Annotated in this window: 22 protein-coding genes; 7 read left to right on the forward strand and 15 right to left on the reverse strand. The window is 73.6% G+C overall.

What is annotated here, in order from left to right; translation table 11 throughout:
• Window position 1: 1 nt before the first annotated feature.
• From E6R18_RS12835 to E6R18_RS12855, 5 genes are all read right to left on the reverse strand, one after another.
• Window positions 2-2,131, reverse strand: coding sequence for a 3-hydroxyacyl-CoA dehydrogenase NAD-binding domain-containing protein (locus E6R18_RS12835; protein ID WP_136317020.1), 2,130 nt, complete (start codon window positions 2,129-2,131; stop codon window positions 2-4).
• Window positions 2,128-3,354 (reverse strand): acetyl-CoA C-acyltransferase, encoded by a 1,227-nt coding sequence (locus E6R18_RS12840; RefSeq protein ID WP_136317021.1) that lies wholly within the window; start codon window positions 3,352-3,354, stop codon window positions 2,128-2,130. The genes E6R18_RS12835 and E6R18_RS12840 overlap by 4 nt, the downstream gene beginning before the upstream one ends.
• A gap of 288 nt (window positions 3,355-3,642) precedes the next feature.
• A complete protein-coding gene (locus E6R18_RS12845; RefSeq protein WP_206308270.1) occupies window positions 3,643-4,917 on the reverse strand; it encodes a ribonuclease D in 1,275 nt (424 codons plus the stop codon).
• Between the two features lie 114 nt (window positions 4,918-5,031).
• Window positions 5,032-5,694: a response regulator transcription factor gene (locus tag E6R18_RS12850; RefSeq protein ID WP_136317022.1), complete on the reverse strand. Its 663-nt coding sequence runs from the start codon at window positions 5,692-5,694 to the stop codon at window positions 5,032-5,034.
• Window positions 5,695-5,940: 246 nt separating this feature from the next.
• Window positions 5,941-6,600 carry a DUF3000 domain-containing protein gene (locus tag E6R18_RS12855; protein ID WP_136317023.1) on the reverse strand — a complete coding sequence of 220 codons (660 nt, stop codon included), beginning with the start codon at window positions 6,598-6,600 and terminating at the stop codon, window positions 5,941-5,943.
• Window positions 6,601-6,692: 92 nt separating this feature from the next.
• On the opposite strand from E6R18_RS12855, the gene hemE reads away from it, so the two are divergent.
• Window positions 6,693-7,766 (forward strand): uroporphyrinogen decarboxylase, encoded by a 1,074-nt coding sequence (hemE, locus tag E6R18_RS12860; RefSeq protein ID WP_136317024.1) that lies wholly within the window; start codon window positions 6,693-6,695, stop codon window positions 7,764-7,766.
• A 22-nt stretch (window positions 7,767-7,788) separates the two neighbouring features.
• Here the strand turns inward: hemE and E6R18_RS12865 are convergent, their stop codons facing one another.
• Both E6R18_RS12865 and E6R18_RS12870 read right to left on the reverse strand, forming a co-directional pair.
• Window positions 7,789-9,171 (reverse strand): FAD-dependent oxidoreductase, encoded by a 1,383-nt coding sequence (locus tag E6R18_RS12865; protein ID WP_136317025.1) that lies wholly within the window; start codon window positions 9,169-9,171, stop codon window positions 7,789-7,791.
• 66 nt (window positions 9,172-9,237) lie between these two features.
• Window positions 9,238-10,206, reverse strand: a complete 969-nt coding sequence (locus tag E6R18_RS12870; RefSeq protein WP_136317026.1) for a DUF4349 domain-containing protein — start codon at window positions 10,204-10,206, stop codon at window positions 9,238-9,240.
• 127 nt (window positions 10,207-10,333) lie between these two features.
• Here E6R18_RS12870 and hemG point away from each other — a divergent pair, with 127 nt between their 5' ends.
• Window positions 10,334-11,809 (forward strand): protoporphyrinogen oxidase, encoded by a 1,476-nt coding sequence (gene hemG, locus E6R18_RS12875; protein WP_136317027.1) that lies wholly within the window; start codon window positions 10,334-10,336, stop codon window positions 11,807-11,809.
• Window positions 11,810-11,813: 4 nt separating this feature from the next.
• Window positions 11,814-12,548, forward strand: coding sequence for a hydrogen peroxide-dependent heme synthase (gene hemQ / locus E6R18_RS12880; protein ID WP_136317028.1), 735 nt, complete (start codon window positions 11,814-11,816; stop codon window positions 12,546-12,548).
• A gap of 253 nt (window positions 12,549-12,801) precedes the next feature.
• Here the strand turns inward: hemQ and E6R18_RS12885 are convergent, their stop codons facing one another.
• The 3 genes from E6R18_RS12885 to E6R18_RS12895 form a co-directional block, all read right to left on the reverse strand.
• A complete protein-coding gene (locus E6R18_RS12885; RefSeq protein ID WP_136317029.1) occupies window positions 12,802-13,893 on the reverse strand; it encodes a TIGR04222 domain-containing membrane protein in 1,092 nt (363 codons plus the stop codon).
• Window positions 13,809-15,107, reverse strand: coding sequence for a DUF692 family multinuclear iron-containing protein (locus tag E6R18_RS12890; RefSeq protein ID WP_136317030.1), 1,299 nt, complete (start codon window positions 15,105-15,107; stop codon window positions 13,809-13,811). Before E6R18_RS12890 ends, E6R18_RS12885 begins: the two co-directional genes overlap by 85 nt.
• Before the next feature lie 110 nt (window positions 15,108-15,217).
• Entirely contained in the window at window positions 15,218-15,967 is a 750-nt protein-coding gene (locus E6R18_RS12895; RefSeq protein WP_136317031.1) for a peptidyl-tRNA hydrolase, read from the reverse strand.
• A 71-nt stretch (window positions 15,968-16,038) separates the two neighbouring features.
• Here E6R18_RS12895 and E6R18_RS12900 point away from each other — a divergent pair, with 71 nt between their 5' ends.
• From E6R18_RS12900 to E6R18_RS12915, 4 genes are all read left to right on the forward strand, one after another.
• On the forward strand, window positions 16,039-16,716 hold the full coding sequence (locus E6R18_RS12900) for an AIM24 family protein (protein ID WP_136317032.1): 678 nt from the start codon (window positions 16,039-16,041) through the stop codon (window positions 16,714-16,716).
• 65 nt (window positions 16,717-16,781) lie between these two features.
• Window positions 16,782-17,612 carry an ATP-binding cassette domain-containing protein gene (locus tag E6R18_RS12905; RefSeq protein WP_136317048.1) on the forward strand — a complete coding sequence of 277 codons (831 nt, stop codon included), beginning with the start codon at window positions 16,782-16,784 and terminating at the stop codon, window positions 17,610-17,612.
• Complete coding sequence (locus E6R18_RS12910) at window positions 17,609-18,280, forward strand: ABC transporter (RefSeq protein ID WP_136317033.1); 672 nt, start codon at window positions 17,609-17,611, stop codon at window positions 18,278-18,280. Before E6R18_RS12905 ends, E6R18_RS12910 begins: the two co-directional genes overlap by 4 nt.
• 14 nt (window positions 18,281-18,294) lie before the next feature.
• The gene (locus E6R18_RS12915; RefSeq protein WP_136317034.1) at window positions 18,295-18,516 is read left to right on the forward strand and encodes a hypothetical protein; all 222 of its coding nucleotides are present in this window, start codon (window positions 18,295-18,297) and stop codon (window positions 18,514-18,516) included.
• A gap of 3 nt (window positions 18,517-18,519) precedes the next feature.
• Here the strand turns inward: E6R18_RS12915 and E6R18_RS12920 are convergent, their stop codons facing one another.
• The 5 genes from E6R18_RS12920 to E6R18_RS12945 form a co-directional block, all read right to left on the reverse strand.
• Complete coding sequence (locus E6R18_RS12920; RefSeq protein WP_206308271.1) at window positions 18,520-19,383, reverse strand: polysaccharide deacetylase family protein; 864 nt, start codon at window positions 19,381-19,383, stop codon at window positions 18,520-18,522.
• 119 nt (window positions 19,384-19,502) lie between these two features.
• Window positions 19,503-20,879, reverse strand: coding sequence for an alkaline phosphatase PhoX (locus E6R18_RS12930; RefSeq protein WP_136317035.1), 1,377 nt, complete (start codon window positions 20,877-20,879; stop codon window positions 19,503-19,505).
• A 107-nt stretch (window positions 20,880-20,986) separates the two neighbouring features.
• Window positions 20,987-22,540 (reverse strand): HAMP domain-containing sensor histidine kinase, encoded by a 1,554-nt coding sequence (locus tag E6R18_RS12935; RefSeq protein WP_136317036.1) that lies wholly within the window; start codon window positions 22,538-22,540, stop codon window positions 20,987-20,989.
• Window positions 22,537-23,256 (reverse strand): response regulator transcription factor, encoded by a 720-nt coding sequence (locus E6R18_RS12940; RefSeq protein WP_136317037.1) that lies wholly within the window; start codon window positions 23,254-23,256, stop codon window positions 22,537-22,539. Before E6R18_RS12940 ends, E6R18_RS12935 begins: the two co-directional genes overlap by 4 nt.
• A 176-nt stretch (window positions 23,257-23,432) precedes the next feature.
• Window positions 23,433-24,659 (reverse strand): CotH kinase family protein (locus tag E6R18_RS12945; protein WP_136317038.1); only part of this gene is annotated, 1,227 nt, incomplete at its 5' end.

Here is a 24,659-nt window from a genome sequence, read left to right on the forward strand (position 1 = left end):
GTTACGCCGGCACGCTCGCCACGCCCCGCTCCAGGAACTTCTTCCCGTTCACCCGCTCGGAGACGCCCTCGCGGTCCAGGTACGGCGTGATGCCGCCCAGGTGGAAGGGCCAGCCCGCGCCGGTGATCAGGCAGAGGTCGATGTCCTGGGCCTCGGCGACGACGCCCTCGTCCAGCATCAGACCGATCTCCTGCGCCACCGCGTCCAGGACGCGGTCGCGGACCTGCTCCTCGGTCAGGACGGAGTCGCCCTGCTTGAGGAGGGCGGCGACCTCAGGGTCCAGCTCCGGCTCGCCGGAGTCGTAGACGTAGAAGCCGCGCTTGCCCGCCTTGACCACGGCGGCCAGGTTCTCGGAGACGGTGAAGCGCTCCGGGAAGGCGCGGTTCAGGGTCTCGGAGACGTGCAGGCCGATCGCCGGGCCGACCAGCTCCAGGAGCACCAGCGGGGACATCGGCAGGCCGAGCGGATCGATGGCCTTCTCCGCGACCTCGACCGGGGTGCCCTCGTCGATGACGTTCTGGATCTCGCCCATGAAGCGGGTGAGGATGCGGTTGACGACGAACGCCGGGGCGTCCTTCACCAGCACCGCGGTCTTCTTCAGCTTGCGGGCCACACCGAAGGCCGTGGCCAGCGAGGCGTCGTCGGTCTGCTCGCCGCGCACGATCTCCAGGAGCGGGAGGATCGCGACCGGGTTGAAGAAGTGGAAGCCGACGACCCGCTCCGGGTTCTTCAGCTTCGAGGCCATCTCGGTCACCGAGAGGGAGGAGGTGTTGGTGGCGAGGATCGCGTGCGCCGGGGCGACCGCCTCGACCTCCGCGAACACCTGCTGCTTGACGCCGATCTCCTCGAAGACGGCCTCGATGATGAAGTCGGCGTCGGAGAAGCCCTCCGCCTTGTCCAGCACACCGGAGACCAGGGCCTTGAGGCGGTTGGCCTTGTCCTGGTTGATGCGGCCCTTGCCGAGCAGCTTCTCGATCTCGGCGTGGACGTAGCCGACGCCCTTGTCGACGCGCTCCTGGTCGATGTCGGTCAGCACGACCGGCACCTCCAGGCGGCGCAGGAAGAGCAGGGCGAGCTGGCTGGCCATCAGGCCCGCGCCCACCACGCCGACCTTGGTGACCGGGCGGGCCAGGTTCTTGTCCGGGGCACCGGCCGGGCGCTTGGCGCGCTTCTGGACCAGGTTGAACGAGTAGATCCCGGCGCGCAGTTCGCCGCCCATGATCAGGTCCGCGAGGGCCTGGTCCTCGGCGTCGAAGCCGGCGGACAGGTCGCCGTCCTTGGCCGCGGCGATGATCTCCAGCGCGCGGTACGCGGCCGGGGCGGCGCCGTGCACCTTGGAGTCGGCGATGGCCTTGCCGCGGGCGACGGCCTGGTCCCAGGCGTCACCGCGGTCGACCTCGGGGCGCTCCACCGTGACGGTGCCGTTCAGCACGTCCGCGGTCCAGAGCAGCGACTGCTCCAGGAAGTCGGCGCCCTCGAAGAGCGCGTCGGCGATGCCGAGCTCGAAGACCTGCTTGCCCTTGAGCTGACGGTTCTGGTTGAGCGAGTTCTCGATGATCACCGAGACCGCGCGGTCCGCGCCGATCAGGTTGGGGAGCAGCGCGCAGCCGCCCCAGCCGGGGACCAGACCGAGGAAGACCTCGGGCAGCGAGAACGCGGGCAGCGCCTTGGAGACGGTGCGGTACGAGCAGTGCAGACCGACCTCGACACCGCCGCCCATGGCCGCGCCGTTGTAGTACGCGAACGTCGGGACCGCGAGGCCCGAGAGGCGGCGGAAGACGTCGTGGCCGCCCTTGCCGATGGCCAGCGCGTCCTTGTGCTCCTTGAGCAGCTCGACGCCCTTGAGGTCGGCGCCGACCGCGAAGATGAACGGCTTGCCGGTGATGCCGACGCCGGTGATCGCGCCCTCGGCGGCCTCCTTCTCGACCTGGTCGATGGCGGCGTTCAGGTTCGCCAGCGACTGCGGTCCGAAGGTGGTCGGCTTGGTGTGGTCCAGGCCGTTGTCCAGCGTGATGAGGGCGAAGCGCCCGGCACCGGCCGGCAGGTCCAGGTGGCGTACGTGCGCCTGGGTGACGACCTCGCCCGGGAACAGCTCGGCCGCGCCCTTCAGAAGCTCGGTGGTGGTGCTCACTTGTCGCCTCCGGCGTTCTCGAAGTGCGGGTTCTCCCAGACGACCGTCGCGCCCATGCCGAAGCCGACGCACATGGTCGTCAGGCCGTAGCGGACCTCGGGCTGCTCCTCGAACTGGCGGGCCAGCTGCGTCATCAGCCGGACGCCGGAGGAGGCCAGCGGGTGACCGTAGGCGATCGCGCCGCCGTACTGGTTGACCCGGGCGTCGTCGTCGGCGATGCCGTAGTGCTCCAGGAAGGCCAGCACCTGTACGGCGAACGCCTCGTTGATCTCGAAGAGACCGATGTCCGAGATGGACAGGCCCGCCTTGGCGAGGGCCTTCTCGGTGGCCGGGATCGGGCCGTAGCCCATGACCTCGGGCTCGACGCCCGCGAAGGCGTAGGAGACCAGGCGCATCTTGACCGGGAGGCCGAGCTCCCGGGCGACGTCCTCGGCGGCGAGCAGGGAGGCGGTGGCGCCGTCGTTGAGACCCGCGGCGTTGCCGGCCGTCACACGGCCGTGGGCGCGGAACGGGGTCTTCAGGTTCGCCAGGGACTCCATCGTGGTGCCCGGACGCATCGGCTCGTCGGCGGTGACCAGGCCCCAGCCCGTCTCGCCGGCCTCCGCGTTGGTGCGGCGCACGGAGACCGGCACCAGGTCCTGCTGGATCTTGCCGTTGGCGTACGCCTTGGCGGCCTTCTCCTGCGAACGCACCGCGTACGCGTCGGCGCGCTGCTTGGTGATCGTGGGGTACCGGTCGTGCAGGTTCTCCGCGGTCATGCCCATGAACAGGGCGGACTCGTCGACCAGCTTCTCCGACACGAACCGCGGGTTCGGGTCGACGCCCTCGCCCATCGGGTGGCGGCCCATGTGCTCGACGCCACCGGCGACGACGACGTCGTACGCGCCGAAGGCGATGGAGCCGGCCGTCGAGGTGACGGCGGTCAGGGCGCCCGCGCACATGCGGTCGATCGAGTAGCCGGGGACGGACTGCGGCAGCCCGGCGAGGATTCCGGCGGTACGGCCGAGCGTGAGGCCCTGGTCGCCGATCTGCGTGGTCGCGGCGATGGCAACCTCGTCGATCTTCTTGGGGTCCAGGTCCGGGTTGCGGCGCAGCAGCTCCCGGATGGCCTTCACGACGAGATCGTCGGCGCGGGTCTCGTGGTAGACGCCCTTCGGGCCCGCCTTGCCGAACGGGGTGCGGACGCCGTCGACGAAGACGACGTCCCGGATGGTACGAGGCACGATGGCTCTCCTCCAGGGTGCGGGATGGCACTGCTGCGGGGCGCGCCCGGAGGCACGCCGCTCCGCTCATGCTACTTGCGGGTAACCAGACTGCCCACCCCCTGTGGCGGGAGCGGCGAAGGTCACACACGGAAAGTGCCCACCGCGGACCGCACCCCACACGGGAAATGGCCCGGACGGACTCGAAAACGAGTCCGTCCGGGCCATCGGAGAGTCGGCGCGGAACCTGGCGTGATTACGCCCCTGTCCTATGCCCCTTCCTATGCCTTCGCCCTGCCCTGTGCCTTCTCAGGAGGGCTGGGTGAGCGCGCGGACCAGGAGCGGGGCCACCTGCTCGATCTGCCAGTGCCGCGCGCCGTATCCGGCCAGCGCCGATTCCACCGTCTCCGGCGTCGGGTTCTTCGGCGGCTCCCAGCACACCCGGCGCACCGTGTCCGGCGTGATCAGGTTCTCCTGCGGCAGGTGCAGGCGCTCCGCGAGTGCGGAGACCGCGGTGCGGGCGGCCGAGAGGCGGGCGGCGGCGGCCGGGTCCTTGTCGGCCCAGGCGCGCGGCGGCGGCGGACCGGCGAGGGCCTGGCCGGGCTGCGGCAGCTCCGTGTCGGGCAGCGCCTTGGCCCGGTCGACGGCGGCCTGCCACTGCTCCAGCTGGCGCCGCCCCATGCGCGGGCCGAAGCCGGGCAGAGCGGTCAGCGCCTGGGTGTTCGGCGGCAGCGCGAGGGCGGCCTCGATGATCGCGGCGTCCCCGAGCACCTTGCCGGGCGAGACGTCCCGCCGCCGGGCGACCTGGTCGCGGGCGGTCCACAGCTCCCGCACGACCGCCATCTGCCGGCGGCGGCGGACCTTGTGCATCCCGGAGGTGCGGCGCCAGGGGTCCTGGCGCGGGGGAGCGGGCGGCGCCGCGGCGATCGCGGCGAACTCCTCCCGCGCCCACTCCAGCTTGCCCTGCCGGTCGAGCTCGTCCTCCAGCGCGTTGCGCAGGTCGATGAGGAGTTCGACGTCGAGCGCGGCGTACCGCAGCCAGGGCTCGGGCAGCGGGCGGGTGGACCAGTCGACGGCGGAGTGGCCCTTCTCCAGGGAGTATCCGAGGACGTTCTCGACCATCGCGCCGAGGCCGACCCGCGGGAACCCGGCCAGCCGTCCGGCCAGCTCGGTGTCGAAGAGCCCGGTCGGCGTCATCCCTATCTCGCGCAGACAGGGCAGGTCCTGCGTCGCCGCGTGCAGGATCCACTCGGTGCCGTGCAGAGCCTCGCCGAGACCGGACAGGTCGGGGCAGCCGACGGGGTCGACCAGCGCGCTGCCCGCGCCGTCACGGCGCAGCTGTACGAGGTAGGCGCGCTGACCGTAGCGGTAGCCGGACGCCCGCTCGGCATCCACGGCCACCGGCCCGGAGCCCGCGGCGAAGGCGGCGATCACCCCGGCCAGGGCGTCGTCGGAGGCCACCACCGGTGGAATGCCCTCGCGCGGTTCGAGCAAGGGGATCGGCGCCGGGGCGACGTCGTCCGGGGGAGCGCCCCCGGTGGTTCGCAGTGAACTGTCTGCTGCGGTCTCTTGGGCGTCGGTCACGTGTCAAGGGTATCTGTGTGTGCGCGGCGCCCGTCGACGGAACGTTCCGTCGACGGGCGCCGATGTGTGTAATCCAGCCGGTCGGGCATTTCTGCACACCGGTGGGGTGCGGAATCAGTGGATGATGCCCGTCCGCAGGGCCACGGCGACCATTCCTGCGCGGTCTCCGGTGCCGAGCTTGCGGGCGATGCGGGCGAGGTGGCTCTTGACGGTCAGGGCGGACAGCCCCATGGAGACGCCGATGGCCTTGTTGGACTGGCCCTCGGCGACGAGCCGCAGAACCTCCACCTCGCGGCCGGAGAGTTCGCGGTAGCCGCCCGGGTGGCTCGGGGGGCCGGGGGGCCGGCGGTGCATACGGGCGGCGGTGGCGCCGATGGGGGCGACGCCGGGACGGGCCGGGTGGCCGATGTTGGTACGGGTGCCGGTGACGACGTAGCCCTTGACTCCGCCCGCGAGGGCGTTGCGTACGGCGCCGATGTCATCGGCGGCGGACAGGGCGAGACCGTTGGGCCAGCCGGCGGCTCGGGTTTCGGACAGCAGGGTCAGCCCGGAACCGTCGGGCAGGTGGACGTCGGCAACGCAGATGTCGCGCGGGTTGCCGACGCGGGGACGGGCCTCCGCGATGGACGACGCCTCGATGACGTCACGTACTCCGAGGGCCCACAGATGGCGGGTGACGGTGGAACGGACGCGCGGGTCGGCCACGACGACCATGGCCGTCGGCTTGTTCGGGCGGTAGGCGACCAGGCTTGCGGGCTGCTCGAGGAGAACGGACACCAGGCCTCCTGGGGAGTGGCGGGACGGGCCGGCTCGGGGATGAAGCCGGGGCGAACCGTGCTTGAAGGGTCATTGACTCCTTCGGCAGCAGACCCCTGCTCCTTTAGGGGAAGATCACGATTGCTGGGTAACAATTCGGGCAAATAGGACGCGCGATCGATTGTACGAAAAGCGCGGCGATGGCCGAAAGTGATCGTGTGACGCCGCGTCACGGCGTCACGAGGAGCGGAGGCGGCCCGGATCTTCCTACGGAACCTGCGGTCCGCGCCGCTGGGGCAGCGTCACCACCGCCGCGTCGGGCGCGCCCGAGGGCGGCAGCCCCGCGATCTGGCACAGCAGGTCCCCCCACGCCACCAGATGGGCCGCCGTGTCCGGCACACCGCCGCGCCCCTCGCGCGGCGTCCAGGACGCCCGGATCTCGATCTGGGTCGCGGGGCGCCGCGTCTCCAGCGCACCGAAGTAGTGCGAGCCCGCCATGGTGACCGTGCCGCCGGCCTCCCCGTAGAAGAGCCCGCGCGCCTCCAGCGCGCCGGTCAGCCAGGACCAGCACACCTCCGGCAGCAGCGGGTCGGCGGCCATCTCCGGCTCCAGCTCGGCGCGCACCAGCGTCACCAGCCGGAAGGTGCCCTGCCATGCCTCGTGCCCGTCCGGATCGTGGAGCAGGACGAGCCGCCCGTCGGCGAGATCGTCCTCGCCGTCGACGACCGCCGCCTCCAGCGCGTACGCGTGCGGAGCCAGCCGCTTCGGCGGGCGCGTCGGCTCCACCTCCAGCTCGGGGCGCAGCAGCGCCGCGCGCAGCGCGTCCACCGCCGAACGGAACGCGGGCGGGACGGAACCACCCTCCGCGCCGTCCTTGCCGTCAGCGCCATCGGATTGACCGGAGATGTGTCCCTGAGCCGGAGCCATGCGGGGAAGAGTAGGCGGAACCGGAGCTTCGCGCGCGGAAGGACACCCGTGCGGGGCCGGGCTCGTTGCCCACGCGTGCGAAGATTCTGTGCGTGAGTGCCAACGATCGCCCCTCGGGCCCCCAGACGAAGACCTCCGCCACCCATGACTCGGCGTTCCTGAAGGCGTGCCGGCGCGAGCCCGTGCCGCACACGCCGGTCTGGTTCATGCGCCAGGCGGGGCGCTCGCTGCCCGAGTACCTGAAGGTGCGCGAAGGCATCCCGATGCTCGAGTCCTGCACGATGCCGGAGCTCGTCGCCGAGATCACGATGCAGCCCGTCCGCCGCCACAAGGTCGACGCGGCCGTCTACTACAGCGACATCGTCGTCCCCCTCAAGGCGATCGGCATCGACCTCGACATCAAGCCCGGCGTCGGCCCGGTCGTCGCCGAGCCGTTCCGCACCCGCGCCGACCTGGCCCGGCTGCGCGACCTCACCCCCGACGACGTCCCGTACGTCACCGAGGCCATCGGCCTGCTCACCGCCGAACTGGGCCCGACCCCGCTGATCGGCTTCGCGGGCGCGCCGTTCACCCTCGCGAGCTACCTCGTGGAGGGCGGTCCCTCCCGCAACCACGAGCACACCAAGGCCATGATGTACGGCGACCCGGAGCTCTGGGCCGACCTGCTCGACCGCCTCGCCGAGATCACCGGCGCCTTCCTGGAGGTCCAGATCGAGGCCGGCGCCTCGGCGGTGCAGCTCTTCGACTCCTGGGCGGGCGCCCTGGCCCCCGCCGACTACCGCCGCTCGGTGCTGCCCGCCTCGGCGAAGGTCTTCGACGCCGTCGCCCGCTACGGGGTTCCCCGCATCCACTTCGGTGTCGGCACCGGTGAGCTGCTCGGCCTGATGGGCGAGGCCGGTGCGGACGTCGTCGGCGTCGACTGGCGGGTCCCGCTGGACGAGGCCGCCCGCCGCGTCGGCCCCGGCAAGGCGCTCCAGGGCAACCTCGACCCGGCCGTGCTGTTCGCCCCGACCCCGGCGGTGGAGGCCAAGACCCAGGAGGTGCTGGACGCGGCCGCGGGTCTGGAGGGCCACATCTTCAACCTGGGCCACGGCGTGATGCCGAACATGGACCCGGACGCGCTGACCCGCCTCGTCGAGTACGTCCACACCGGCACCGCGCGCTGAGCCCGGAAAGGCGGGCGCCGCCTCAGGCGGTGCCCGCCTTCCGCAGCACCGACACCGTCTTGCGGGCCGCCACCAGGACCGGGTCCCAGACCGGCGAGAACGGCGGGGCGTAGCCCAGGTCCAGGGCCGTCATCTGCTCCACCGTCATCCCGGCGGTGAGCGCCACCGCCGCCACGTCCACCCGCTTGCCCGCGCCCTCGCGGCCCACGATCTGCACGCCGAGCAGCCGCCCCGTGCGGTACTCCGCGAGCATCTTCACCGTCATCGGCCGCGCCCCCGGGTAGTAACCGGCCCGGCCCGTCGACTCGATCGTCGCCGTCACGAACCGCAGGCCCACCGCCCGGGCGTCCTTCTCGCGCAGCCCGGTCCGGGCGATCTCCAGGTCGCAGACCTTGCTCACCGCCGTACCCACCACCCCGGGGAACGTGCCGTAGCCGCCGCCGACGTTGGAGCCGATGACCTGGCCGTGCTTGTTGGCGTGGGTGCCCAGCGCGATGTGCCGGGTGCGGCCCGCCACCAGGTCCAGGACCTCCACGCAGTCGCCGCCCGCCCAGATGTTCTCGTGGCCCGTGACCCGCATCGACAGATCGGTGAGCAGCCCGCCCTGCGGCCCCAGCGGCAGCCCGACCGCACGGGCCAGCGTCGTCTCCGGCTCGACGCCGATGCCGAGCACCACCACGTCCGCCGGATAGGAACCGCCGTCCGTGGTGACCTCGGTGACCCGGCCGTCCGGCCCGGAGCGGATGCCGGTGACCCCGGCCCCGTTCACCGTGGTGATGCCGAGCCCGTCCATCGCGTCGTGGACCATGCGCCCCATGTCCGGGTCGAGCGTGGCCATCGGCTGCTCGCCGCGGTTGAGGACGGTCACCTCGTAGCCGCGCTTCAGCATCGCCTCCGCCATCTCGACCCCGATGTAACCGGCCCCGACGACGACGGCGCGCCGGCCCGTCGTCCGCTCCAGGGTCTCCAGCAGCGCCTGCCCGTCGTCCAGGGTCTGCACCCCGTGCACCCCGGCCGCGTCCATGCCGGGCAGCTCGGGGCGCACCGGGCGGGCCCCGGTGGCGATGACCAGCTTGTCGAACCCGGTCCAGTACGTCTCGCCGGACTCCCGGTCCAGGGCGCGCACCCGCCGCCCGGCCACGTCGATCTCCGTCACCTCGGTGCGGGTGCGCAGATCGATGTCGCGGGCCCGGTGCTCCTCGGGGGTACGGGCGACCAGCTGGTCCCGTTCGGTCACGTCGCCGCTCACCCAGTACGGGATGCCGCACGCCGAGTACGAGGTGAAGTGGCCCCGTTCGAAGGCGGTGATGCTCAGCTCGTCCGGGCCCTTCAGCCGCCGGGCCTGGGACGCGGCGGACATCCCCGCCGCGTCCCCGCCGATGATCACCAGTCGTTCCGCCGCCATGCCAGTCCCTTCGACGCCCCGTCCGAAGGAACCCACGCTACGGCGCGGCCCGCCCCTGTGACGTACTCACTCGCCCTCGGCGGCCTTCCGCTTCCCGGCCCGGCGGCGCAGCAGCCGCCACAGGAGGGCCAGGGCGGCCGCCGCGGCCAGGAACGGGGCCGAGGCGCCCACCGCCATCGCCAGCCACCGCAGCATCGTCACGAACGCGTGCCGGCCGCCGGCCAGCGCGTCCGGGAGGCCCGGACCGTCGTCCGCCCCCTCGGCCGCCGCATCCGGCTCCACGAGGTCGAGCGTGACGGTCGCCAGCGTCGTACGGTCCTCGAGCGACGCCTGCTCGGCGAGCAACGACTCAAGCGACGCCTGACGGCTGCTCAGTTCGCCTTCCAGCGTGACCACGTCGGCCAGCTTCTCGGCCCGCTCCATCAGCTTGCGCACCCGCGCCACGCTCGCACGCTGGGAGGCGATCCGGCTGTCGACGTCGACGACCTGGTCGGTGACGTCCTTGGCCGCCGACGTGCGGGAGACCAGCTTCCCCGCTCCCGAGAGCTGCCGCAGTACGTCGTCGTACGCCTCCTGCGGCACCCGCAGCACGAGGTGCGAGGAGTCGCGCGTCCCGTCGATCCGCTCGGTCTGCTCCTTCTCGACCAGCCCGCCGGCGTCCTGCGCGACCGCACGGGCCGCGGCGGCCGCCTTCGACGCGTTCTCCACCTCCACGGAGAGCGTCGCGGTCCGGATGACATGGGTCGCCGCGGGCTTCGGCGCCTTCGCCTTTCCGGCCGGATCCGCCGCCTGCGCCTCGGCGTTCCCGGCACCGGAACCGGCCTTCTGCTGGCGGGCCGGGGCGGCGGCCCGGTCGGCGCTCGCCCCGGAGTCGTCGCCCGCCGCGCCGCAGCCGCTCAGCGCGAGGACGGCGGTCAGCAGCCCGGCGGCCACGGCGGTGCGCGAACGGCGGGCGGCGGGGCCGGCCGCACGTCTGCCGGCCGCACGTCTGCCGGCCGCACGTCTGTCGGCCCGGATGAAGCGTGTTCCTCGCATAACTGTCCCCCCAGGACTGGTGGTTGACGACGCGGATGGGACGTGGGAGGGGGCGGCGGCGGATCCGGGAAACCGGTTTCGAAGCGGTCACGGTCAGGACTCGGAAGAGGTTTGAGAGAGTGGAGGCATGCAGCGTTCAACACACCGCGCGGACCGGGCCGCGGGCCACGTCGTCGTCATCGGCGGCGGCATCGCCGGACTCACGGCCGCCCACCGGCTCCTCGGCGCCGGGCTGAGGGTCACCCTCCTGGAGGCGACCGACCGGCTCGGCGGCAAGCTCATGACCGGCGAGGTCGCGGGCGTCCGGGTCGACCTCGGCGCCGAGTCCATGCTCGCCCGCCGCCCCGAGGGGGTCGACCTGGCGCGTTCCGTGGGCCTCGGTGACCGCCTCCAGCCGCCCGCCACGACCACCGCCGCCCTGTGGACGCGCGACGCGCTGCGCCCCATGCCCAAGGGCCATGTGATGGGCGTCCCGGGCGACCCGTCCGTCCTCGGCGACGTTCTCTCGCCCGAGGGGCTGGCCCGTATCGCGCGGGACCGCGACCTCACCACGGCGGCCGTCGGCGACGACGTCGGCGTCGGCGCGTACGTGGCGGACCGGCTGGGCCGCGAGGTCGTCGACCGGCTGGTGGAGCCGCTGCTCGGCGGGGTCTACGCGGGCGACGCCTACCGGATCTCGATGCGCGCCGCCGTCCCGCAGCTCTTCGAGGCGGCCCAGCAGGGGGGCTCCCTGCTCGACGGGGTCACCCGCATCCAGGAGCAGGCCGCCGCCCGGCAGCGCACCGGGCCGGTCTTCCAGGGCATCGAGGGCGGCATCGGCACCCTGCCGGGCGCCGTCGCGGACGCCGTACGCGCCGGGGGTGGCGAGATCCTCACCGAGACGCCGGTGCTGGGCCTGACCCGTACCGCCGACGGCTGGGACGTGCGCACCGACACCCGGGTCGTCGCCGCCGACGGGGTCGTCCTCGCCGCGCCCGCCTGGTCCGCCTCCACGCTGCTCGCCGCCGAGTCCCCGGCCGCGTCGGCCGAACTGGCGGGCGTCGAGTACGCGTCGATGGCCCTGATCACCATGGCGTTCCGGCGCTCCGACGTGGCCGGCACGGCCGCGCTCGACGGGCGCTCCGGCTTCCTGGTGCCGCCGGTCGACGGGCGCACCATCAAGGCCGCCACGTTCTCCACCCGCAAGTGGCAGTGGGTCGCCGACGCGGCGCCCGACCTCTTCTTCCTGCGGACGTCCGTCGGCCGCTACGGCGAGGAGGACCACCTGCACCGCGAGGACGGCGAACTCGTCGGCGTATCGCTGAGCGACCTCGCCGCCGCGACCGGGCTGACCGCGAAGCCCGTGGCCACCGAGGTCACCCGCTGGATCGGCGGGCTGCCCCAGTACCCGGTGGGCCACCTCACCAGGGTCGCCCGCATCCGTGAGGAGGTCGCCAAGCTGCCCGCGCTGCGGGTGTGCGGGGCGGTCTACGACGGGGTCGGCATCCCCGCCTGCGTGGCGAGCGCCCGGCGCGCCGCGGAGGAGGTCGCGGACGCTCTCGCCGGGGAGATCATCGCCACGCCGACCCTGGTTCAGGGCACACGGAGCGAGGCGGGACAATAGCCGTATGAGTGCTCCTGAGACTGAGACATCAAGCAAGGTTCCGAATGCCGGCAAGAAGGCCAAGGACCTCAACGACGTCATCCGCTACACGCTGTGGTCCGTCTTCAAACTGCGCGACGTCCTGCCCGCCGACACGGACCGCGCGGCCGTCGCCGGTGAGGTCCAGGAGCTGTTCGACCAGCTCGCCGCGAAGGACGTCACCATCCGCGGCACCTACGACGTCTCCGGACTGCGCGCCGACGCCGACCTCATGATCTGGTGGCACGCGGAGACGGCGGACGAGCTCCAGGAGGCGTACAACCTCTTCCGGCGCACCCGGCTCGGCAACCACCTGGAGCCGGTCTGGTCGAACATGGCGCTGCACCGCCCCGCCGAGTTCAACAAGTCGCACGTCCCGGCCTTCCTCGCCGACGAGACGCCGCGCAACTACATCAGCGTGTACCCCTTCGTGCGCTCGTACGACTGGTACCTGCTGCCCGACGAGGACCGCCGCCGCATGCTCGCCGACCACGGCAAGATGGCCCGCGGCTACCCCGACGTGCGCGCCAACACCGTCGCCTCGTTCTCGCTCGGCGACTACGAGTGGGTGCTGGCCTTCGAGGCCGACGAGCTGTACCGCATCGTGGACCTGATGCGTCACCTCAGGGCCTCCGAGGCGCGGATGCACGTCCGCGAGGAGGTCCCCTTCTTCACCGGCCGGCGCAAGTCGGTCGCGGACCTGGTGGCCGGGCTCGCGTAGCGAACGGGCTCCCGACCACCCCAACCCGGAAGATCAGACGGCGGGCACCCGGCACCTCGTGCCGCCCGCCGGTCCAGCGACACCGGGTTCGGCTCGACGGTGCGGCGCGCTTTCCGCGCGCCGCACCGTTCGTCATTCGCGGGCCCGGCGTCCTCGTACAGCGTGAGTTCCCGTCGGTGCGCGGTGGACCGCACCCCCTGGGACGCCCCGGCCCCGCTGGGCCAGGCGGGCTCCAACAGGTGGACTAGGCGTCTCAGGAACTGCTGCTCCCGCAGCTCGACCCGCCGCCGCAGCTGGAACCGCCGCCGCAACTCGATCCGCCCCCGCAGCTGGAACCGGAACCCGAGCCGCAGCTCGAACCCGATCCGCATCCGTTGGCCCCGCCGCAGCCGCTCCCGGAGGAGCCGCCGCAGCCGCCCCCGGGGCTCGACCCCGCGCACCACACCGAGGGCGCCGTCAGCAGCGCCGAGGAGTCCGTGGAGCCGTGCCCGGTGTGCGGGGGAGCGGCGGGCCGGGTCCGGGCCGCCGCGATCAGGTGCGTCCGCAGCGCGGGGTCCGCGACCGCACGCGGGCCGAGGGTCGCCACCAGGAACGCCGGGTCGGAGCGGTACGCGTGGGCGGCCCGGAACTCCGCCGCCGCCCTGCGCCCGGCCCGGGTGACCCGGGACCGGGCCACCGCCGCGCACACCAGTCCGGCCACGAACCCGCCGAACACGGCCGGGATCACCAGCAGGGCGAACGGGAAACCCCAGCCGGAGCCCCCGTCGTCGTCCATGAACCGGCTGATGGCCAGGCCGAAGGCGACCGGGGCGGCCAGAAAGCACAGCAGCGTCTGCACCAGGCCCCACACGCGCCACTTCGCGCTCTCACCGGGCCGGGCCAGCAGCCCGCGCGCCGCCAGTCCGTCACCGGTCTCCTGCACCGCCGGGTGCCGCATCACCGCGACCCGCAGGGTGTGCAGGGCGCCGCTCGGGGCAGCCGCCTGCTCCTGGAGCACGGCCCGCTCCACCGGGTCGTGGGCGACCGGCCGGAGGACGGCGACGATGCCAGGTCCGCCGACGTTCAGCCGGCCGTCCGCCTGCATGGCGGTGAGCGCCGTGTCGACCACGCGCCCGGGCCCGCCGTTGAGGAAGGCCGCTTCGAACAGGTCGTGGACCGGCCCGCCCTGCCCCCGGTGGGCGCGCACGAGCCCGGTGATCAGCAGGACGGAGGAGAGGACCACCGCGAGCGTCAGGGCGAGAGCCAGTGCGTTCACCCCGGTCACCGCCCCACCAGCACGGAGCGGGCGGCCCGGGCCAGCCGGGCGGCGCGTCCGGGCGGCCGGGGCGCGGCCCGGTCCCGCCACCAGTACGTCAGCCGGCGGCGGGCCGCGTCGTCCTCGGGCCGGCCCGCGATGAGCAGCTGCTCGGCGAAGTCCAGGGCGTCGCGCCGGTAGCCCGCCGTCATGGGCCGCGTCCCGGCGTACGCGAGGAACGCGGCCCGGTAGCCGCGCCCCAGGATCTCCGGAAGCTCGGGCGCCACCTTGGCGACGACATCGGCGCGCTTGGCGGCCAGGGCCCGGCTCTGCACGCCGAGCCTGCGCGGGTCGAAGCCCTCGGGCGCGGGGGTGCCGGCGACCAGGGCGGAGAGCAACGCGGTCTGGGCGACCGCGACCCCGTCCCGCACGGCCTCGGGGACGGGCGCCGCGGCCCCCGTACCGCCACCCGGCGACAGCCGCGCGCCACCCGGGACAGCCCTTCCCCCCGCCTCCAGCGCCGCCCGGATCGCCTCCAGTTCGCCCGCCAGCTCGGCGGCCGGCGGGAAGGCGTCGTCGCGCTCCAGCAGCACCCCCGGCGGGGCGACCCGGGAGCGCAGCTCGGCCAGGACGTCCAGCACCGGGGCGGTCACCGGGTGGGCGTGCGTGTCGTGCCACACGCCGTCCTTCTCGACCCCGCCCGCCACATGCACGTACGCGATGGCTTCCACCGGCAGCTCGTCCAGGGCGGTCGCCGGGTCCTCGCCCCGGTTGACGTGGTTGGTGTGCAGGTTGGCCACGTCGATCAGCAGCCGCACCCCGGTGCGCTCCACCAGCTCCGCCAGGAACTGCCCCTCGGTGAGCTCCTCGCCCGGCCAGGAGATCAGCGCCGCGATGTTCTCCAGGGCCAGCGGCACCGGCAGGGCGTCCTGCGCGATGCGCACGTTCTCGCACAGCACGTCCAGCGCCGCCCAGGTGCGCGGCACGGGCAGCAGGTGCCCGGCCTCCAGCACCGGCGACCCGGTGCGCGCCCCGCCCGCCCGTACGAACGCGATGTGCTCGGTCACCAGCGGGGCGTCCAGCAGCACGGCCCGGGCGGCGAGGTCCGCGAGGCGGCCGGGGTCGGGGCGGTCGGCCCCTCCGAGGCCCAGCGAGACCCCGTGCGGCACGACGGTGACCCCGCGCTCCCTCAGCCGCTCCAGGGAGGCCGGCAGATGGCCGGCGCAGAGGTTCTCCGCGACCGCCTCCACCCAGTCGATCCCCGGCAGCGCCTCCACCTCGTCGGCGATCTCCGGCCGCCAGCCGATCCCGATACCCAGCTCCATGCCGTCCCCCTCTGTTCCGTGCAGGGGTGATGGCCCCGCGGCACGGCGATGAACCCGGCAGGGAAGACGTTCAGAGCTTCATTTGAGGTTCCGGGGGCCGTCCGCCCCCCTCAGCGGCGCAGGGCCGGGTGGTCGGCGACCACCGTGCACGAGCCGGGCGCGATCTCCGTGAAGCCGGCGTCCCGCACGACCGGCAGCCCGCTCACCGTCAGCTCCCGCCAGCGCTCCGGCCCCGGGGTGGCGACCGAGAGGGGGAAGCCCGCCTCGCGCCACGCCTTGCGCTCGGTCTCCGACAGCTCCCACCAGGCGAGCTGCGCCCCGTGCCCGACCTGGGCCATCTCCTTGCCGGCCGACATGCCCAGCTCCGGATTGAGCCAGAGCACCGGGTGCGAGGGATCGGGTGCGGCCGGCGGCTCGGGGTCGTCCAGGTCCGTCCCCGAGACCTGGAGCTTGGCCAGCTCCTTCGGCCAGCCGTCCAGGGGCACCGGCGGGAAGACCCGCACCTCCGCCTCGTCGCCCGTGACCGTGATCCCGGGCAGCGCGGCCGCCCTGCGCCACTCCGCACCACGGGCCCGCCGCACCACCTTGCGGATGCGGGCGTCCTGCCAGTCCCGCATCAGCCGCGCCCATTCGCCCTCGCCCACCGACCGCTCGTCGCAGAGCATCACCAGGACCGCGCGGGCCGCCGTGCGCAGGGCGTCGGTGCGGGCCGGAGGCGCCGCCTTCTCGATGCGCACCACCAACGGCAGTACGTACTGCGGCGCTTCGTCCCGGTTCGTCCGCTCGGAACGGAACGGGCTGTCCACGGGCAGGGTGTCCGGCTCGGCGGGCGGGGACGCGGGGGTGTCGTTGCTGCTCACCCGACCAGTCTGCCAGCCGCCCTCACCGGGGTCATTGGCGGAATGGAACCCTCCGGGCGAGGATGCTCCGCATGAAGAGCGATCTCTTTTCCAGCGAGCACATGGCCGAGCAGGCAACGGCCCCGGGGATGACGCTGCAGAACGCCAAATCCATCAAGTACGCGGTCGACGGGGAGATGCACGCCCGCCAGGGATCGATGGTCGCCTTCCGCGGTGATCTGCAGTTCGAGCGCAAGGGCCAGGGCATCGGCGGCCTGCTCAAGCGCGCCGTCACGGGGGAGGGGCTGCCGCTGATGGCCGTGCGCGGCCAGGGCGAGGCGTGGTTCGCGCACGAGGCGGCCAACTGCTTCATCGTGGAGATGGAGCAGGGCGACGTCCTCACCATCAACGGCCGCAACGTCCTGTGTTTCGACGCCACGCTCTCCTACGAGATCAAGACGGTGAAGGGCGCCGGGATGACCGGCGGCGGGCTCTTCAACAGCGTCTTCACCGGCTACGGCAAGCTCGGTCTGATGTGCGAGGGCCACCCCATCGTCATCCCCGTCACGCCCCAGCAGCCGGTCTGCGTCGACACCGACGCGGTCGTCGGCTGGAGCGCCCAGCTGAACACCTCGCTGCACCGCTCGCAGAGCGTCGGCTCGATGATCCGGGGCGGCTCGGGCGAGGCCGTCCAACTGCGCCTGGAGGGCCAGGGGTTCGTGATCGTACGGCCCAGCGAGCTGAAGCCCGAGAAGGCGTCGGCCCACTGAAGGACGCCGCACAGGCCCTGCGGCTGCGGGGCGTGGGCCGGCGGTACGGCCTCGCCGGGCCCTGGGTGCTGCGCGGGGTCGACCTCGGCCTGCCCGCGCGCGCCCTCGTCCGCGTCGAGGGCGCCAACGGCACCGGGAAGTCGACCCTGTTGCGGCTGCTGGCCGGGATCGACGCCCCCTCCGAGGGCCGGATCACCGGCGGCCGGCCGCGCACGGCGTACGTCCCCGAGCGGTTCTCCGCCGCGCTGCCCTTCACGGCCGCCGGGTACCTCGTCCACCTGGGGCGGATCCACGGACTGCGGCAGGCGGACGCGGTGGACCGGGCGAGCGGCTGGCTGACCCGGTTCGGCGCCGCCGCGCACGCCGGAACCCCGCTCACCGAACTCTCCAAGGGCACCAGCCAGAAGGTCGCCGTCGCCCAGGCGCTGCTCGCCGAGCCGGAGCTGCTGGTGCTGGACGAGGCGTGGACCGGCCTGGACACGGAGGCGCGCGGCGAGCTGGACCGGGCCGTCGCCGAACGCGTCGCCGCCGGCGCGACGGTCGTCTTCGTGGACCACGACCCGCACCGGCTGGCGGGCGCGGTCGACGCCGCGTACCGCGTCGAAGGGCTGGGCCTGGTCGCCGTGCCGCTCGCCGCCCCGGTCACGGTCCCGGGCCCCCGGGTCCGGATCGAGGCGACGTGCGTGCCGGGCACCCCGCTCCCGGCCCACCTGCCCGGCGCTCCGGCGTGCACGGTGGCGCCGGACGGCACGGCGCGGCTCACGGTCGCGGCCGCGCACTCCGACGCCCTGCTGGCCACGCTGCTCACAGCCCGCCCGGCGTGGCACATCAGCCATGTGACGACGGCGGCCGGGGCCGGCGAGGGCCGTGCCACCTCCCGGAACGAGGCACAGTGACCGCACTCGTCCGCTACCAGGCCGGCCTGCTCGTACGGTCCCAGCGCTGGCTGGCCCCGGTGCTGCTGTACGCGGCCTTCCTCGCCGTCGGCGTCCGTGCCGGCCAGCCCGTGCTGGACTCGCTCGGCTACACCGCCGCCGGACTGCTGCCGGTCACCGCGTGGCTCGTGCGGGTCTGCGTCACCCAGGAGCCGCCCGCCGCCCGCGCGGTCGTCGCGGCGGCGGTCGGCGGGCAGCCGCGGGCCCACCTGGCCGCCCTGCTCACCGCTCTGGGGTGCGCCGGGCTGCTGGGTGCGGCCGCCACCGCCGTCGTGTCGGCGATCAGTGATCCGGCCAGTACCGACCACTCGGTCCGGGTGCCGTTGCCGGCGGCCGGTGCCGCCGGACTGCTCGCCACGGCCTGCTGCGTGCTGCTGGGCGCGGCGGTCGGCGCCCTGTGCACCCGGCCGCTGCTGCACGGGCGCGGCTGGTCGATCGCGGCGACCGTGCTCGCCTCACTGCTTGCGCTGGTGACCGCCGGATCGCCCGCGAAGCACGCGGTGACGGGCCTGGTCACCGGTTCGCTGACCGGCACGGTCCGGATGCCGGTGCTCCCGCTGCTCGGCGCCGCCGCCATCGCCGCCGCCGCGCTCGCGCTCGCCTGCCGGCTCACCTCGGTACGCGGCTGAGTAGGCTCGTACGCATGAGTGAGGACAGGAACGAGCGCGTGGACGAGCGGGCGGACGCGGGTCGCGGGTCCTACTGCGGGACGCCGGACGCGTCCCCGGAGCGGGCCGAAGGGCCGCCGTACGCCGAGTGCGTGCTGTGCCGGGAACCGACCGAGTACGCCGAGTCGGTCAAGGGGATCACGCTGTGCCCGGTGTGCGAATGGCAGGAGGCCCAGCGCACGGCCTGCTCCGGCTGAGCCTCAGCCGGCCATCAGCTCGGACACCTTGACGAAGCGGTAGCCGCGCTTCCGTAGCTCCGGCACGACCTGGCGGACCGCCTCGGCCGTGACCGGCGCCGCGCTGCGGGTGCAGTGCATGACGACGAGCGAACCGGACCGCACCCCGTCCAGCACCTGTTCCGCGACGGCGTCCGCGTCCGTGGCGAAGGCGTCGCCGCTGACGACGTCCCACTGGACGGCGGTCACCTTCTCCGGCCCGAGCGCGCGCAGCGTGTCGTCGTCGTAGCAGCCGCCGGGGAAGCGGAAGTACGGCACCACATTGCGGGCGCCGGCCTTGCGGATCGCCCCGAAGGCCCGCCGCACCTCCTCGCGCACGGCGTCCTTCTCCACGGTCGGCAGCCCGTAGCACGGCGTCGTGAAGGCGTAGTGGCTGTAGGAGTGGTTGCCGATCTCGAAGAGGGGATCGGTGCCGATGGAACGGGCCTCGTCCGGGTACTCCTCGGCCCACCGCCCGGTCATGAAGACCGTCGCGGGCACCTTCAGCCGACGCAGCAGGGCGATCAGTTCCGGGTTGTCGAAGTGCTCGCCGCCCGCCGCGCGCGGCCCCTCGTCGGCCGTCATATCGGCGTCGAAGCTGAGCGCGACGACCTTCGCGGCGTGCTGCGGCCCGCGCCTGAAGACGGGGGTCAGCCCGCCGGGGCCGGGGGCCAGGACGGCGGGTTTCTCCGGGGCGGCCGGGGGAGCGGGGGAGGTGGCGGGACGGGCCGGGGCGGAGGCGCCGGAGGCCGTGGGTGGGCCGGAGGCAGGGGCAAGGCCGGGCACGGCGTGGCCGCAGCCGACGAGGCTCCCGCCGAGCACCGCGCCCAGCACACCCAAAGTTGTCACTCTGCGTGCAAAAGGTGTCATTCCCGGAAAATAACCGATCAACCGATCGGTGCCGGGCTGGCGCGCTGGACGGGCCGCCGCCCCGGTGGGCGCCGTACTCGGCCGCCGTACTCAGCCTGTCAGCGCCACGGCCCCGTCACCGCGAACGTGGTGCCCGGGGTGTAGACGTTCACGTACATCGTCCCGTAGTCCGGTGCGAACGTGACACCCGCGAACTCGCCCCACTCGGGAGCTTCGGGCGTCCCGATGTTCTGCCGGCCGCGCGCCATCGCGTACACCTCGCCGCGCCGGGTCAGGCCGAAGACGTGCTGGGCGCCGCCGCCGTCCTCGCACACCATCAGGCCGCCGTCGGGGGCCAGGGTGATGTTGTCGGGGGACTCGCCGGGCAACTGGAGGTCGGTGTCCGGGCCGAAGACGATGACCAGGGTCAGCCGGCGCCGCTCGGGGTCGTAGCGCCAGACCTGTCCGTAGTGGTCCGCTGCCGAACCCTCCTCGCGGTGCGCGAAGCTGGAGACGAAGTAGACGCAGGAGCCGCCCCAGTAACAGCCCTCCAGCTTCTGGGCGTGAGTGATGCCCTTCGGGCCGAAGTCCTGGAAGCGGATGGGGGTTTCGGCGGCCTGCGGGTCCGGTACGGGGACCCACTCGATGCCCTCGAACACCGTCCCGGTCTCCTGGACCACCGAGAGGTCGGGGACGCCCGGCACCCGCATGGCCTCCAGCCGGCCGCCCGCCCGCAGCGAGCCCGTGCCGCCCAGCGGCTTCTTCGGCAGGAAGCGGTAGAAGAGGCCGAACGGCTTCTCGAACGCGTCCTCCGTCTCGTAGACCGTCCCGTTGTGCGGGTCGATCGCGATCGCCTCGTGCTGGAAGCGGCCCATCGCGGTCAGCGGCACGGCGCCTGTGCGGCGCGGATCGGCGCCGTCCACCTCGAAGATGTAGCCGTGGTCCTTGGTGTAGCCGTTGGTGCCGGCCCGGTCCTCGGTCTCCTCGCAGGTCAGCCAGGTGTCCCAGGGGGTGCGTCCGCCCGCGCAGTTCACCGCCGTACCGGCGATCGCGACCCGTTCGGACAGCACCCGGTTGTGGCCGTCGAGCTCCAGGGCCGTACAGCCGCCCTTGCCCATCGGGTCGTACGTGAGCCCTGCCACCGTCGGTACGGGGATCGCGGCGTCCACCCGGTTCTCGTGGTTGCGCACCAGCCGGACGTGTCCGCCCCGGCCGGCGAACGCGGCCATGCCGTCGCAGTGGCTGGGCACCTCGCCCTCGCCGGAGCGGAGCGGGTCGCCCTCCCGGGACAGCACCCGGTAGCGGAAGCCCTTCGGCAGGTCGAGCAGGCCGTCCGGGTCCGGCACCAGCGGGCCGTAACCGCTGTGCCCGCGCGCGGCGGAGCTCCCGGCGAACAGTTCGGTGAACGCCCCGGTGAAGGCGATCGACGCGACGGCGGCACCGCTCGCGGTCAGGACGGTGCGCCGGGTCGTGAGGGGTCGGGGTGAGGCTGACATGGGCAACTCCCTGCTGGGGGACAGGACAGATGGCATGGCGACGTCAGGGGAGGGTCTGCCCGTTCGAGCCCTCGGGTGAACGTCGGCGGCCCTCCCGGCAGACGTTGTCACGGCAGCTCTGCCGGACCGGCGCCGACGCTCCGGGGCAGCAGCAGACGGAACGTGGAACCGTAGCCCGGCCGGGTGTCGAGTTCGAGCCGCCCGTCGTGCGCCTCGGCGATGGTGGACGCGATCGACAGGCCGAGACCGGACCCGGGCTCCGCGCCGTCCGGGCCCGCCGCCGGCCCCCGGTAGAACCGTTCGAACACCTGCTGCGCCGCCTCGGCCGCCAGCCCCGGCCCGTCGTCGGCGACCTCGACCACGCACGCCGGCACCCCGGCGGGCAGCGCCGCCGTGGCGCTGCTGCGGCCCGGCCGGCCGGTGCCCCCGGTGTCCGGGCCGGTGCGCACGGTGCCGACCCGCACCTCGACACGGGCGCCGGGCGGGGTGTGCCGGCAGGCGTTGGCCAGCAGGTTGGCGATCACCTGCGAGAGCTGGTGCGCGTCCCCCAGCGCCTCCACCACGTCGAGCCCGCGCCCCGAACCGTCCGGGCCCCCGCCGCCCAGCGGTGCCAGCCGCACGTCCCGCCCCGGATGCGCGACGACGGCCGCGCCGACCCCGTCGGCCGCCAGCGACAGCAGGTCCACGGTCTCCCGGTGCGCGACGGGCGCGTACCCCAGCTTGGCCAGCAGGAACAGGTCGTCGACCAGACGGCTCATCCGCTCCGCGTCGCGGGCGATCAGCTCGTGCGCCTCGCGCCGCCGCGCCGCGGGCAGGCTCGGCTGCTCCACGAGGAGTTCGGCGAAGCCCTGGATCGAGGTGAGCGGCGTGCGCAGCTCGTGGCCCGCGTCGGCCATGAAGCGACGCAGCCGCTGCTCGGAGGCGTCCTTGCGGTGCAGGGCCGCCCGGACCTGGTCGAGCATCGTGTTGAAGGCGATGCCGAGCCGCCCGGTCTCGGTGCGCGGGTCGGTGTCGGCGACGGTCAGGGCCGACTCGCCGCCGGTGATCCGCAGGGCCGTGCGTTCCATCCGGGCCAGCGGGCGCAGCCCCAGCCGCACGGCCGCGCTGCCCAGCAGCCCGACACCGGCGGCCACGACGGCCCCGATCGCGAGGCTGAACCACAGCAGCTTGGACGTGGCCCCCTCGACGGTGTCGAGGGGGAGCGCGACGATGACCACGCGCCGCCCGTCCGGCTCCGTGTCGGCGATCACCCGCCACGCCGAGCCCCCGTCGGCGGCGGGCACGGTGGTGGGCCGGCCCTTCTCCAGCGTGAGGCCGGAGGCGGTGGCGGGCAGCCGGGGCCGGCCGCTGCCGCTGCCCAGCGAGTCGGGGCGCAGCCGCCCGTCCGAGGTGTAGAAGAAGACCCGGTAGTCGGAGGGCAGGGCGTCCTTGCGGGGCACGGGGGCGTTCGGCGGCCGGCCGTGGGCCGGGGCGTACGCGGCCGGGGGCGGCGGGCGGAACTGGGTCAGCCGGTGGTCGATCTGGCCGGTGAGCCAGGACCGCATGACCGCGAGACCGGCGGCCTGCGAGACCAGTACGGCCACCGTGGCCAGCACGGTGGAGATCAGTACCAGCCGGGTCCGTACCGAGCGGGGCCGCAGCCGGCGCGCCCGCGGGTTCACGGCGCGTCCTCGCGCGGCAGCCGCAGGCAGTAGCCGACGCCGCGCACGGTGTGGATCAGCGGCCGGCCCGCGCGGTCGATCTTGCGGCGCAGGTTCTTGATGTACGTGTCGACGATGCGGGTGTCCCCGGCGAAGCCGTACTGCCACACGGCCAGCAGGATGTCCTGCTTCTCCAGCACCTTCTCCGGCTGGGACACCAGGCACACCAGGAGCCGGAATTCGGTCGGGGACAGCTGTACGGGCGCGCCGGCCCGGTGCACGGTGTGGCGTTCGCGGTCCACGCTCAGGTCCGCGTACCGCAGCGGGGGCTGTTCGGCCGGCGGCCGGGGCGCGCCCCCGGTGCGGCGCAGGATGGCCCGGATCCGCAGCAGGATCTCCTGGATGTGGAACGGCTTGGTGACGTAGTCGTCGCCGCCGGAGCTGAGCCCGATGATGCGGTCCTCGATGTCCGTGCGCGCGGTCAGGAACAGCACCGGGGTGTAGTCGCCGCGGGACCGCAGCTCGCGCGTCACGGCGAAGCCGTCGGTGTCCGGGAGCATCACGTCCAGCACGATCAGATCCGGCCGGCGGCGGCCCACCTCGCCCACCGCGTCCCGCCCGTTCGCCGCCGAGGCGACGCTGTACCCGGCCGCGTTCAGGGCCGAGGTGAGCAGGGTGCGGATGCTCGGGTCGTCCTCGACGACGAGAACGGTGTGCCGGGCCGACCGGTCGCCCATCGGAAGGATCACCTCGCGGCGTTGCGGGGAAAGGCGCGCGCCGGGCGGGGCGGCGCCGTGCGGTGGACGCGCGCGATGCTAACGGCCGAACATGTGCGCGTTCACAGGAACGGCACGCGGCGGCGCGCCCCGGCAGGAAGGCGGGCGGGGGCCTTCCTGCCGGGGCGCGCCGCAGGTCAGCCGGTCACCTCCTTGTTCTTCGCCAACGCCGTGGTGCGCTCGGTGACCGTGGTGCGCAGGGTGCCGACCGCGCTCTCGGTCTCCTTCGCGGAGATCCCGGCCCGGGTGGCCTGCCCGGCGAGGTCGTCGAGCGCCTTCGCGGCCTTGCCGGAGGCGTAGAACTTCTCGTACAGGTCCTTGTACGCCTTCTTGTAGACGGCGTCGAAGGCGTCGAGCTTCAGGAAGCGTTCCTTCAGCGCGTGCCCGGACATCATGCCGCCGCCGCGCCGGCCGCCGGCCGCGTCGTCGCCGTCACCGCCGGGTGCTCCCGGGCCACCTGCCGTGTCGGGCAGGTCGGGCATGCCTTCGGGGGCCTCCCCGGCCTGGCCGGCCTCGTCGCTCTGACCGGCTCGCCCGCCCTGGCCGCCGCCCGGGCCTCCGGGGCCGCCCATGCTCATCTGGTCGTCCGGCCCGGCGGTCGCGTCTCCGCTGAAGGTGAGGTTGTAGTCCCAGCCGAGCACCGAGAACTTCTTGGTGTTCAGGTCGTACCCGAGCAGGTAGTTCTTCCCCGGGCCCGCCATGTCGTCGAAGTTCATCAGCAGGTTCTGTGCCGCGACGTAGTGGGCGAACGAGTCGACGTCGACGTACTTGTCGAGGCCGGCGGCGAACTCCTCGTCGGATGCCTTCTCCACCCACTTGGTCAGCTTCATCACGGGTTCGAGGTCCTGGCTGCCGACCTTGTTCAGCTGCCGGAAGGACGTCTCGTACTTCGAGGGGTCGTCGCCCTGGTAGTCGAACGTGCCGCCCGCCCTGGCCTTGTAGACCACGGACTCGCCCTCGACGGCCTCGGCGTACTCGGTGTCGGGGTTCTCGACCATCAGCCGCACGGCCGTCGGCCGGTCGTTGACCTTCAGGGTCGAGAGGCTGTACCGCTCGGCCGGCTCCCCGGTCCCGTCGATCAGCGAGAGCGCCAGCGCCTCGTTGAGCGGGACCTGGGCGTTGCTGCCCGGGCGCAGCGAGATCTCCCGCTCGCCCTGGTAGGCGCGCCCCTCCACGTACTCGTCGATCTTGATGAGCCAGGGGAGTTCCTCGGGCTTGTCGGCGGACAGGTTGTACTGCGTCATCCCGCCACCCCCGCCCCGCCCACCGGCCGCCTGGCCACCACCGGCCTGACCGCCCCCCGCAGCGGCACCGCCGCCACCGGCCGCCGCCTGACCGCCGCCGCCCTGACCGCCGCCGCCCTG

The organism is Streptomyces sp. A1277 (assembly GCF_004795015.1).
In the GTDB taxonomy this organism is placed as follows: Bacteria; Actinomycetota; Actinomycetes; order Streptomycetales; family Streptomycetaceae; genus Streptomyces.